The organism is Streptomyces coelicoflavus (assembly GCF_003112555.1).
Classification (GTDB): Bacteria; Actinomycetota; Actinomycetes; order Streptomycetales; family Streptomycetaceae; genus Streptomyces; species Streptomyces coelicoflavus.
The window spans coordinates 1-11,139 of the sequence record NZ_BEWB01000019.1; the positions used below are offsets into that span (position 1 = coordinate 1).

Here is an 11,139-nt window from a genome sequence, read left to right on the forward strand (position 1 = left end):
TTTAGGGTCGGTGTATGCGCTACGACCTGGTTATCTTCGACAACGACGGTGTTCTCGTCGACAGCGAGCCGATCTCCAACCGCCTGCTCGCCGGCTATCTCACAGAGCTGGGGCACCCGACGTCCTACGAGGACTCGCTGCGAGACTACATGGGTGGTGCCATGCACCGCGTGCACGACCTCGTACTGGAGCGGACGGGGCGGCGGCTGCCCGAGGACTTCGACGACGTCTTCCACGGGCGGGTGTTCGCCGCCTTCGAGCGGGAGCTGGAGCCCGTTCCGGGCGCCGTCGGTGTGCTGGAGAAGCTCACCGCGGACGGGGTGGCGTACTGCGTGGCGTCCTCCGGGAGCCACGAGCGGATCCGGGTGGGGCACCGTAAGGCCGGGCTCGACCGGTGGTTCGACGACCGGCGAATCTTCAGTTCCCAGGACGTGGGGCGGGGCAAGCCCGCACCGGACCTGTTCCTGCACGCGGCCGGACGGATGGGTGTGGCGCCGGAGCGGTGTGCCGTGATCGAGGACAGCCCGCTCGGCGTACAGGCCGCGGTGGCCGCCGGGATGGACGTGTACGGGTTCACCGCGATGACGCCGGCCGCGAAGCTGGCCGGGGCCACCCGGCTCTTCGCGGACATGGGAGAGCTGGCCGACCTGCTCTCGGGCTGACGACCGTCGTCCCGGTCGTCCCGGCGCTGGAAGCTGAGCAGAATTCATCTTTGGCGGGATCTACCCACGGGTAGGCCGGAGCCCTACGCTCGCCGCCATGACTGATGTGCTGCGGCGCGGCAGGGCCTCGCTCGCGTTCGGCTTCTTCGCCCAGGGGGTCGCCTTCGCGCTGCTGGTGACGCGGATCCCGGCCATCCAGGACCGGTACGGCGTCTCCGACGCACTGCTGCCCGTCTTCCTCGCCGCCGTGCCGATTCTGGCCGGGGTCGGGAGTGTGGTGAGCGAGCGTCTGGTGCGGCGGATGCGGCCCAGCCGGCTGCTGCGCTGGTCCCAGCCGGTGGTGCTCCTGGCGCTGCTCGGCGTGGGAGCCGGGGACCGGGTGGCGGTGCTGGCCGTCGCGCTGGCCGTCTTCGGACTGTCCGTCGGTGCGCTGGACGCGTCGATGAACATGCTCGGGGTGAGTCTGCAACGGGCGTACGGGCGCAGCATCATGCTCGGGTTCCACGCGACGTACAGCCTCGGCGGGATTCTGGGGGCCTCGCTGGCGTGGGTGGGGGCGCACTGGGACCTGGCGCTGTGGGTGTCGTATCTGCCCGTGGTCGTCGTGCTGTTGCCGGCCGCGCTGGTCGGGAGCCGGTGGTACGTCGACGGGGACGGCGGTGGTCCGGCTGAGGCGGCGGTGCAGAAGGGGTCGGGCGGGGCCGGGGTCGGCTTCAAGGTGCTGTTGCCGCTGTGCCTGGTGATGACGTTCGCGTACATCGGGGACTCGACCGTCTCCAACTGGAGCGCGAAGTACCTCCAAGACGTGCTGGGGAGTTCGGAGCAGCTGGCCACCGTTCCGTACAACGTCTACATGGTGACCACGCTGGTGGGCCGGGCCCTCGGGGACCTCGGGGTGCGGCGGTTCGGTGCCGTGGCGGTGGTGCGGGGCGGGGCGGTCGTCGCGGCGGGCGGGTTCGCCGTGGTGGCGTCGGCGCCGGGGGCCTGGGTGGGGATGCTCGGGTTCACGCTGCTGGGGCTCGGGCTGTGTGTGCTGGTGCCGCAGACGTTCGCGGCGGCGGGGCGGCTGGCGGCGGAGCGGGACGGCCGTCCGGGTGCGTCCGACGCGGCGGTGGCGCGGCTCAACGTGTTCAACTACGTCGGTTTCCTGATCGGTTCGCCGCTGGTGGGTGCGCTCGGGGACGCCTGGAGCTACCGCGGGGCGATGCTCGTACCGATGGTGTTGGTGCTGGTGACGGTCGTCTACGCCAGGTCGTTCGGGGATCGGCCGGACCGATACGGTGGCGGGCATGAGCGGCCGCGCACAGCTGATGTGGGACGAGGCAGTAACGGGCTATGACTTCGGTCCCGAGCATCCGATGGACCCGGTCCGGCTCGCCCTGACGCGGAGCCTGGTCGGGGCCCTCGGGCTCGACCGGGAGGTGGAGACCGTCGCGGCGCGGCCGGCCGGGGAGTCGACGCTGCGGCTCGTCCACCGGGAGGACTACATCGACGCGGTGAAGGCGGCGTCGGCGGAGCCGGGCGCGGCCGACGGGTCGTACGGGCTCGGGACGGTGGACGATCCGGCCTTCGCGGGGATGCACGAGGTGTCCGCGCTGATCGCCGGGCAGTCGGTGGGGGCGGCGGAGGCGGTCTGGCGCGGGGACGCGCTGCACGCGGTGAACTTCGCGGGCGGGCTGCACCACGCGATGCCGGGTGCGGCGTCCGGGTTCTGCGTGTACAACGACGCGGCGCTGGCGATCGCGCGGTTGCTGGAGCTGGGGGCCGAGCGGGTCGCGTACGTGGACGTCGACGTGCATCACGGTGACGGGGTGCAGGCGGCGTTCTGGGAGGACCCGCGGGTGCTGACGGTGTCGCTGCACGAGCATCCGCGGACGCTGTTCCCGCAGACCGGGTGGCCGGAGGAGACGGGCGCGGACTGTGCCGAGGGGGCGGCGGTGAACGTCGCGCTGCCGGCCGGGACGGGGGACGCGGGGTGGGTGCGGGCGTTCCACGCGGTGGTGCCGGAGCTGCTCGCGGAGTTCCGGCCGCAGGTGCTGGTGACGCAGCACGGTGCCGACACGCACTTCGAGGATCCGCTGGCGCACCTGGCGGTGTCGCTGGACGCGCAGCGGGCGGTGCAGGTGGCGTGTCATGACTTCGCGCACGAGTACGCCGGGGGGCGGTGGGTGGCTCTCGGGGGTGGCGGCTACGCGGTGGTGGAGGTGGTGCCGAGGTCGTGGGCGCATCTGGTGGGGATCGCGGCGGGGCGGCCGGTGGAGCCGGAGACGGTGATTCCGGAGGGGTGGCGGCAGGAGGTGTACGCGCGGACGCGGCAGCTGGGGCCGATGCGGATGACCGATGGGCGGTGGCCGGTGTCGTGGGCCTCGTGGGAGGCGGGGTACGACCCTGCGGACCGGGTGGATCAGGCGGTGCGGGCGGCTCGGCGGGCGGTGTTTCCGTTGCGGGGGTTGTTGCCGTAGGGGTGGCTTTCCAGTTGCCCGGTGCTGCTGCTGGGCGGGGGTCGGTGCGCGGCCCGGCGTTGCGGGGTGCCGCTGCGCCCACCCGTGCCGCCCCAGCGGCACGATTGCCCGCAGTGACGGCGGCCGGCGACTGCCCGCAGCGGCGGCGGCTGGTGACTGCCCGCAGGTGCGGCGCCGGTTAGGCCGACCGTGCGTAGATTCCCCCGTTTCCTCTTCGTCTCGCGGGGAGACCCGGCAGCATCGGACGGGTGCTGACCCGTGGAGCTCTTCGGGCTCATCTTCTTGATGTCCGGCTGGCCGGGGTGGTGGCGACCTCTCGGGAGGTGAGTCTGCGGAGTTACCGGTTGTTCGCCGCGCGGGATCCCCGGGTGCTGATCGGGATCGACCCGGCAGGGGAGTGGCGGCAGCGGGAGCTGATCGGGCTGATGGCGGAGAGGTGCGGGGTTTCGGCCGATCCGCGTGACACCTCCGGTCAGGACGTGATCGACCCCGACCGGACCCTCGCGGCCCTGGACGCCTTCGCCGGCCGGCTCGCGGCGGCCGCCGAACGGCGGGCCCCGGTGCTGTTCGGCACCGGGCACCCGCATCGACTGCTCGGTTTCTACGTCGCCTTGGCCGAGGCGCTGTCGGCGGCGGGATGTGCTGTCCTCACCCCTGCGCAGGGTCGCTCTGTCGACATAACGACCCGGTTCGGTCTACGCACGTACAACCTCGACTACGTTCGCGGAGTCGCGTTGGTGCGGGAGCCCGCCGCCGGGCGCGCCGGTGGTGAGCCCGGCGCACACACCCACTCGCCGCTGCCGGTTCGTACGGCGCTGGCGGCCGCTGCCGAGGCCGGCGGGCCGCTGCCCGAGTTGGTGATCGGGGATCACGGGTGGGTCTGCGGGGCAGGTCAGCTGGGGTTCGAGGCGATCGGCCCGGCGGACACGGACGATCCCGCGCTCTTCGTGGGGGAGGCCGAGGGGGCCGTGTCCGTCGCCGTTCCACTTGATGACGCTGTGCGGTCCGAGTACTACCGACCGCTTACCCGCTACGTACTCAATCGGGCGTGTCTGTCACGTTAGGGATGTGAGGGGTGCACCTCTTCCCCACTCGCATCACCCGCCCCTACATTGGGGAGTGAGCACGCAGCGACGAAGAGTCACCGGAAGGGGAAGCCGGTGGCCGTCGAGTGCGGAAGGTGCAGGTGTGTCATGGCTGCAGCTGGCGAAAGGCCTCTGAACGAGGTTCAGTTCCTTACCGTGGCGGAGGTCGCCGCGGTGATGCGCGTGTCCAAGATGACCGTGTACCGGTTGGTGCACAGCGGTCATCTGCCCGCGATCCGGGTGGGACGGTCGTTCCGCGTCCCGGAGCAAGCGGTTCACGAGTACCTCCGCGAGAGCTACGTGGGGGTGGAAACGGCCTGACGGACCTCGATTACGACCTCAGCGCTCGGACCGGTAGGCTGGCCCCTCGTAGGTCGTGTGGGCCCATGGCGCTCACCAACCGAGTGATGAGAAGTGAGCGAGGATAGTCGTGGGCTCTGTTATCAAGAAGCGGCGCAAGCGGATGGCCAAGAAGAAGCACCGCAAGCTGCTGAAGCGCACGCGCGTTCAGCGTCGCAACAAGAAGTAGGCGACGCCGCGCCGTCGGCGTGGTCTGTGGCCCCCCACCGCATCCGGTGGGGGGCCACAGTCGTACGGTCGCCGGTTCGGCCGTCTCCGCCGGCCGTCCCTTTTTCGTCATCCGCCGTGTCCGTCGGTCATCACCGCGCAACACCTACCGGCTAAGTTGGCCGGAGCAGGGCTGGCACAGGCTGGAGCAGGCGGAAGGAAGGCGCTGATCTTGGGCAAGGTCGTGCTCGTGACCGGAGTGGCCCGGCAACTGGGCGGCCGGTTCGTCCGGCGCGTCCAGCGTGATCCCGACGTGGAGCGGGTCGTCGGTGTGGACGCCGTCGCGCCCGAGCACCATCTGGGCGGCGCGGACTTCGTCCAGGCGGACATCCGGCAGTCGGCCATCGGCCGGGTGCTCGCCGAGACGCGGGCGGACACGGTCGTCCACCTCGACGTGACGGGGACGCCGCTGGGCAGCGGCAGCCGCACGTCGGTGAAGGAGACCAACGTCATCGGCACGATGCAGCTGCTCGGCGCGTGCCAGAAGTCGCCGACGGTGCGGCGGCTGGTGGTGAAGTCCAGCACGAACGTCTACGGCTCGGCGCCGCGCGATCCGGCCGTCTGCACCGAGACCACCGCGCCCAAGTCCCTGCCCAGCGGCGGCTTCGCCAAGGACGCGGTCGAGGTCGAGGGGTACGTGCGGGGCTTCGCGCGCCGCCGGCCGGACGTGTCGGTGACCGTGCTGCGGTTCGCCAACATCCTCGGTCCGGCCGCGGACACGCCGCTCGCCTCCTACCTCGGACTGCCGGTGCTGCCGACGGTGTTCGGCTACGACCCGCGGCTGCAGTTCGTGCACGAGGACGACGTGATCGAGGTGCTGCGGGTCTGCTCGCACGAGCCGCGGCGGGGCACGCTGAACAGCGGGACCTTCAACATCGCCGGTGACGGGGTGCTGCTGCTCTCCCAGTGCTCGCGGCGGCTCGGCCGACCCACGGTGCCGTTGATGCTGCCCGCGGTCACCTGGGCGGGGTCGCTCGTGCGTACGCTGGGGATGACGGACTTCTCCCCCGAGCAGATCCGGCTGCTCACCCACGGTCGGGTGGTGGACACCACGCAGATGCGGGAGACGCTGGGCTTCCGGCCGGCGTACTCGACGGCCGGGGCGTTCGCGGACTTCGCGCGCGGCCGGGGTGCCGGTCTGCTGCCGCCCGAGGCCCTCGCGGGGGCCGTCGACCGGATCGCGGAGCTGTCCCGGCGGGGCAGCGGCCACCTCCCGACGCAGAGCGCCAACTGAGGAGCGCAGCAACGATGGCGGACGCCAAGGTCATTCCGTTCGACGACGACCGTTCGCGGGGGAACCGGCGCAGGGCGAAGGCGGAGTCGGCGCCGGCGGGCGAGGTGCAGCCGCTGCCGCTGCGGGGGGCCGCCGCGCGCGAGGACGACAGCGGGGACGACCCCGTGACGCCGCCCGCGGCGTCCGGAGGGCAGGCGCCGGTGCGCTCGTTGGCGGGGGACGACGGCGGCGGTGAGGACGGTGCCGGGGACGGCAGCCTGGAGCGGCGTGTCGCGGCCGGTCTGTCCTTCCTGCGCCGCCGCCTCACCGGGGACTACGAGGTCGACGACTTCGGCTTCGACGCCGAGCTGACCGACCAGGTGCTGATGTCCCTGCTGCGCCCGGTGTACGAGAAGTACTTCCGGGTCGAGGTGAAGGGCGTGGAGAACATTCCCGCCGAGGGCGGCGCGCTGATCGTCGCCAACCACTCCGGGACGCTGCCGCTGGACGGGCTGATGATGCAGGTCGCCGTACACGACCACCATCCGGCCGACCGGCATCTGCGGCTGCTGGCGGCGGACCTGGTGTTCGTGCTGCCGGTGGTCAACGAGCTGGCGCGCAAGCTCGGGCACACGCTGGCCTGCGCCGAGGACGCCGAACGGCTGCTCGCCCAGGGCGAGCTGGTCGGGGTGATGCCGGAGGGCTTCAAGGGCATCGGGAAGCCGTTCGGGGAGCGCTACAAGCTCCAGCGGTTCGGGCGGGGCGGCTTCGTGTCCACGGCTCTGCGGCAGGGGGCGCCGATCGTTCCGTGCTCGATCGTCGGGGCCGAGGAGATCTACCCGATGATCGGCAACTCCAAGACGCTGGCGCGGCTGCTGGGCTTCCCGTACTTCCCGCTCACGCCGACCTTCCCGTGGCTGGGGCCGCTGGGCGCCGTGCCGTTGCCGACGAAGTGGACCATCCAGTTCGGCGAGCCGATCCCGACGGACGGCTACGCGCCGGAGGCGGCCGAGGACCCGGTCCTGATGTTCAACCTGACCGACCAGGTGAGAGAGCAGATTCAGCACACGCTCTACAAACTGCTGGTGCAGCGGAGGTCGGTGTTCTTCTGAGGCCGGGACGGGGCGCCCCTGGTGACGGGGCGCCCCACCGTGATCAGTCCGCGTCCTCCGCCTCGATGCCCAGGCCGGGCAGGAGGCCCGGGAGCAGGGGCGGGAGGGTGACCTCCGGCTCGGCGGGCGGGGTGTTTCCGCCCGCGGGCGGGGAAGCGGTGCCGCTGTCGTCCTTGGGCGGGTCGAGCAGCCCACCGGTGCCGCCGCCGAGCAGCCCGTCGTTCTCGTCGCCGGAGTCGGCGGACTCGCTGGGCCGGCCGGACTGGGAACGCCCGCGCTCGGACGTGCCGTCGTCACCGGTGCGCGGTGCCGACGAGTGACCGGAGCCGGGGGTGTCGGTGGTCGTCGAGCCGGAACCGCCCGGCCGGCCGCCGCTCCCGCCGTCGTCCTGGGTCTGCGACGGCGGCAGCATGGACTCCAGCGGGGCCACGTCGTCGTCTATGGCGGCGAACACCGACGACACCTGCTCACTGACGTCCCCGAGCTGCACGGGCAGTCGCTCGCGCAATGCTCCCCAGGTCTCCCGGTGGGACTGGGAGAAGGCCGAGAGGGCCTGCATGGGGGCGAGCGAGTCGGGGTCGTGGGCGTAGGCCGCGCTGAGCAGGCGGTGGCCCTCGGAGGCGTCGTGCCGCATGCCGGACAGGGCGCGCCGGACCTCGCCGAGGGACTCGTGGTCGAGGGGACCGCTGCGGCCGCGCTCCATCAGCCGGCGTGCCTCGCTCAGCCGGGTCGAGGCGAGGTCCAGGTAGGCGCGGCCCCGCTCGTCGTTGCCGTCGGCGAGGCCGAGGCGGAAGTCCTCTATGCCGCGCTTGAGGCCGTAGAGCGAGTCGCCGGGCAGGGCGTCCGAACTGGCGGCGGCGACTCCGCCGAAGGCCCCCGCGGCCACGCTCACGCTCAGTCCGCCGGCGGTGAGGCCCTTGGCCAGCCGCGAGCGGGGCCGGAACCTGCTCAGCGGGGCCGCGCGATGGGTGCCGCGCGCCCGGCGCTGCTCCGGTACCGATGTGTCCGCCGCCCCGCCGCCCGCGGTGCCCTCTTGCAGCATGGCCTCGAAGGCGGCCACGAGCTGGGCCCGCTGGACGACCTTGACCTCGGGATCCAGCTCGGGCCGGGGCAGCGTCGCCAGACCGCGCGCGAGGGCCGTCAGACGGCCCTGCTCGGTCGGTTCCGCGGTGGCCCCGGCGGTCGCCGGTCCTCCGGACTGCTCGGCCGCCGCCCCGGGATCGGACTGCTCCTCCAGAGCCTGGGCGAAGGCGTTCGCCCGCCGGTGTGCCGATACGTTCGCGATCACTGGCGGCACCTCCTCTCGTCATCACGGTCGACTCCCCAGGGGGTCCTGAGGGTTGCACGCCCTGATCGAAACCATCCGATCGGGTGATCGGAGTCGGCCAGGGAGTGACCACAGGGAGCCTGCATCCCGCACAACGAGCGGCGCGGCACTTGGGTTACGGACGGCGGATGATCGGACCGCGGACTCAACACGCTCTCACCGATGGTGACTTGGCAGATACGGATAGTGGGCGCCTCAGCGGGCGTCGTCCGGGAGCAGCCGGGCGAGGGTGCGCACGGCCCGGTACTGGAGCGTCTTGATGGCGCCCTCGTTCTTGCCCATGACGCGGGCGGTCTCGGCGACCGAGAGGCCCTGGAGGAAGCGCAGGGTCACGCACTCCTGCTGCTGGGGGTTGAGCCGCCGTACCGCCTCCAGCAGGGCGGCGTTCGAGAGCGATTCGAGGACGGAGTCCTCGGGGGAGCGCTCGACCTCGTTGGCGTCGAGCATCTCGCCGGTGGTGACCTCGAGGCGGAAGCGGCTGGACTTGAAGTGGTCGGCGACCAGGTTGCGGGCGATGGTCACGAGCCAGGCGCCGAAGTCGCGGCCCTGCCAGGTGAAGGTGCCGATGCGCCGCAGGGCCCGCAGGAAGGTCTCGCTGGTGAGGTCCTCGGCGGTGGCCTTGCCGCCCACGCGGTAGTAGATGTAGCGGTACACGGTGTCGCTGTACTGGTCGTAGAGCCGGCCGAAGGCGTCGGCCTCGCCGGCCTGGGCCCGCTCGACCAGCTCCATCATGCGGGCGCTGTCGCTGTCCGCGGCGGGGCGGCGGTGGGTGGTGGCGGCGGCCCCGGACGAGGACGACCGCGCTCGTCTGCCGACGGCGGCGCTTCCTTCGGCCAGTGCGTAGCACGGACCGGCGGGCACGGCGGCCGCGGCGAGGGCGGGGACGGCATACGCGGTGGGGACGAAGCCGCGCAACAGGTCTTGGGCTGATTTGACCGTTGCGCGCAGCGTAGCCAGGCCCGAGGCGTCAACCCCGACGTGTGGGTACACGGGACTCCCAGAGGCAGGACTTCCATCACGTGCAGTACGGAACCATTCACCCGTCGTAGCGAAGGTGGGGTACCGGAATGCGTCTGAGGAGAATAACGCTTCGTGCAGGCACTGCTACGCCCAGTTGCTCAAATCATCGATTACGTCGCTTCCGTGCCCGATTGACGCCCGGTCGGCTGCCGCAGAGTGATCGGTAATTGACCGAAACGGTTCGAAATCCGTGTGACTACAGAGCGTGTTGTGGTCGATGTGCGCAAGGGGGACTGGAGAGCCCGTCCCGCGGGTACGTCATCCCGATTGGGCCGACGGCACGGGACGGCAGGGGCGACGGCGCGTCAACGGCGACGGCGGTGCAGCGCGATGGCCGCCGCGGTGCCGCCCGCCACGGCGCCGACGCCCGCGGCCGCCGGGATGCCGACCTTGGCCGCCTTGCGGCCGGTGCGGTAGTCGCGCAGCCGCCACTCCAGCTCGCGGGCGTGCTTGCGCAGCTTGGAGTCGGGGTTGATCGCGTACGGGTGCCCGACCAGCGACAGCATCGGGATGTCGTTGTGGGAGTCGCTGTAGGCGGCGCAGCGGGACAGGTCCAGGGCCTCGGCCGCGGCCAGCGCCCGGACCGCCTCGGCCTTCGCGGGGCCGTGCAGCGGTTCGCCGACCAGCTTGCCCGTGTAGACGCCGCCGATCGACTCGGCGACCGTGCCGAGCGCACCGGTCAGGCCCAGGCGGCGGGCGATCACCTGGGCGATCTCCACCGGGGCCGCCGTGACCAGCCAGACCTTCTGCCCGGCGTCCAGGTGGGCCTGGGCGAGGGCGCGGGTGCCGGGCCAGATCCGCTCGGCCATGTACTCGTCGTAGATCTCCTCGCCGATCGTCTCCAGCTCGGAGACGCGGTGGCCCTTGACGATGGAGAGCGCGGAGTCGCGGGCGTCCTGCATGTGCTCGGGGTCCTCGAACCCGGCCAGCCGGAACCACGCCTGCTGCCAGGCGAAGCGGGCGAGGTCGCGGGTCTCGAAGAACTTCCGCTTGTACAGGCCCCGGCCGAAGTGGAAGATCGCGGCGCCCTGCATGACGGTGTTGTCGAGGTCGAAGAAGGCGGCGGCCCGGTCGTCGCCGTGCACCGGGAACTCCGGCTCCGCGGTGCCGGAGCCGGTGTCCTGAGGGGTCTCGGCGGCCTCCGCGGACTTGCGCGCCGCCTCCGCCGAGGCCTCGCCTGCCAACACGCTCCGCGCCGTGGCGGAGCGCCTACGGGGAGTGAGCCATCGAAGAGCGGCCATGCCCGTGAGCATAGCCAGTTTGTTCGGATGCTTCGGAGCCGAGAGGTTTGCGGACCGTGAACTCCGGGCGACCTCGCCGCCGGACGGCCGCCCGGCGCGGGGGTGCCCGTGCGCGCGAGAATGGCCGGCATGAGCCCCCTCTTCCGCCGGAAGCCCGCGCAGCCCCAGCCTTCCCAGGCTCCCCAGCCCTCTGAGCACTCCGAGAACCATCTCGTCACCCTCATCCGCAAACCCGGCTGTCATCTGTGTGATGACGCACAGCTCGTCGTCGAGAAGGTCTGCGCCGAACTCGGTGTCCCCTGGGAGGGGAAGGACATCACCGAGGACCGCCAACTCCACGACCAGTACTGGGAGCAGATTCCGGTCGTGCTGGTCGACGGACGGCAGCACACCTTCTGGCGTGTGAACGAGGAACGGCTGCGCAAGGCACTGACCGATCAGTACAAGTAG

At 71.7% G+C, this 11,139-nt stretch carries 12 protein-coding genes; 9 read left to right on the forward strand and 3 right to left on the reverse strand.

Going from position 1 to position 11,139, the window contains the following annotated elements:
• Window positions 1–14: 14 nt before the first annotated feature.
• From Sco07f_RS35415 to Sco07f_RS35450, 8 genes are all read left to right on the forward strand, one after another.
• Window positions 15–662, forward strand: coding sequence for an HAD family hydrolase (locus Sco07f_RS35415; protein WP_108990296.1), 648 nt, complete (start codon window positions 15–17; stop codon window positions 660–662).
• Between the two features lie 97 nt (window positions 663–759).
• Window positions 760–2,001 carry an MFS transporter gene (locus tag Sco07f_RS35420; protein ID WP_108990297.1) on the forward strand — a complete coding sequence of 414 codons (1,242 nt, stop codon included), beginning with the start codon at window positions 760–762 and terminating at the stop codon, window positions 1,999–2,001.
• Window positions 1,952–3,124 carry an acetoin utilization protein AcuC gene (locus Sco07f_RS35425; RefSeq protein WP_108990298.1) on the forward strand — a complete coding sequence of 391 codons (1,173 nt, stop codon included), beginning with the start codon at window positions 1,952–1,954 and terminating at the stop codon, window positions 3,122–3,124. Before Sco07f_RS35420 ends, Sco07f_RS35425 begins: the two co-directional genes overlap by 50 nt.
• Before the next feature lie 248 nt (window positions 3,125–3,372).
• A complete protein-coding gene (locus Sco07f_RS35430; protein ID WP_108990299.1) occupies window positions 3,373–4,188 on the forward strand; it encodes a phosphatase in 816 nt (271 codons plus the stop codon).
• 129 nt (window positions 4,189–4,317) lie between these two features.
• Window positions 4,318–4,530 (forward strand): helix-turn-helix domain-containing protein, encoded by a 213-nt coding sequence (locus Sco07f_RS35435; RefSeq protein WP_007443703.1) that lies wholly within the window; start codon window positions 4,318–4,320, stop codon window positions 4,528–4,530.
• A 109-nt stretch (window positions 4,531–4,639) separates the two neighbouring features.
• On the forward strand, window positions 4,640–4,738 hold the full coding sequence (locus Sco07f_RS35440; protein ID WP_003948845.1) for a 30S ribosomal protein bS22: 99 nt from the start codon (window positions 4,640–4,642) through the stop codon (window positions 4,736–4,738).
• Window positions 4,739–4,948: 210 nt separating this feature from the next.
• Window positions 4,949–6,010: an NAD-dependent epimerase/dehydratase family protein gene (locus tag Sco07f_RS35445; RefSeq protein ID WP_042824821.1), complete on the forward strand. Its 1,062-nt coding sequence runs from the start codon at window positions 4,949–4,951 to the stop codon at window positions 6,008–6,010.
• A 14-nt stretch (window positions 6,011–6,024) separates the two neighbouring features.
• On the forward strand, window positions 6,025–7,101 hold the full coding sequence (locus Sco07f_RS35450) for a lysophospholipid acyltransferase family protein (RefSeq protein ID WP_108990300.1): 1,077 nt from the start codon (window positions 6,025–6,027) through the stop codon (window positions 7,099–7,101).
• A gap of 43 nt (window positions 7,102–7,144) precedes the next feature.
• On the opposite strand, the gene Sco07f_RS35455 is transcribed toward Sco07f_RS35450, so the two are convergent.
• The 3 genes from Sco07f_RS35455 to Sco07f_RS35465 all read right to left on the reverse strand — a co-directional run bounded on the left by Sco07f_RS35455 (window position 7,145) and on the right by Sco07f_RS35465 (window position 10,689).
• Window positions 7,145–8,389, reverse strand: coding sequence for a DUF5667 domain-containing protein (locus Sco07f_RS35455; protein WP_167468321.1), 1,245 nt, complete (start codon window positions 8,387–8,389; stop codon window positions 7,145–7,147).
• Between the two features lie 234 nt (window positions 8,390–8,623).
• The gene (locus Sco07f_RS35460) at window positions 8,624–9,418 is read right to left on the reverse strand and encodes an ECF subfamily RNA polymerase sigma factor, BldN family (RefSeq protein WP_007443701.1); all 795 of its coding nucleotides are present in this window, start codon (window positions 9,416–9,418) and stop codon (window positions 8,624–8,626) included.
• A gap of 335 nt (window positions 9,419–9,753) precedes the next feature.
• The gene (locus tag Sco07f_RS35465) at window positions 9,754–10,689 is read right to left on the reverse strand and encodes an HAD family hydrolase (protein WP_164140446.1); all 936 of its coding nucleotides are present in this window, start codon (window positions 10,687–10,689) and stop codon (window positions 9,754–9,756) included.
• Window positions 10,690–10,809: 120 nt separating this feature from the next.
• On the opposite strand from Sco07f_RS35465, the gene Sco07f_RS35470 reads away from it, so the two are divergent.
• Window positions 10,810–11,139, forward strand: coding sequence for a glutaredoxin family protein (locus Sco07f_RS35470; RefSeq protein ID WP_078581544.1), 330 nt, complete (start codon window positions 10,810–10,812; stop codon window positions 11,137–11,139).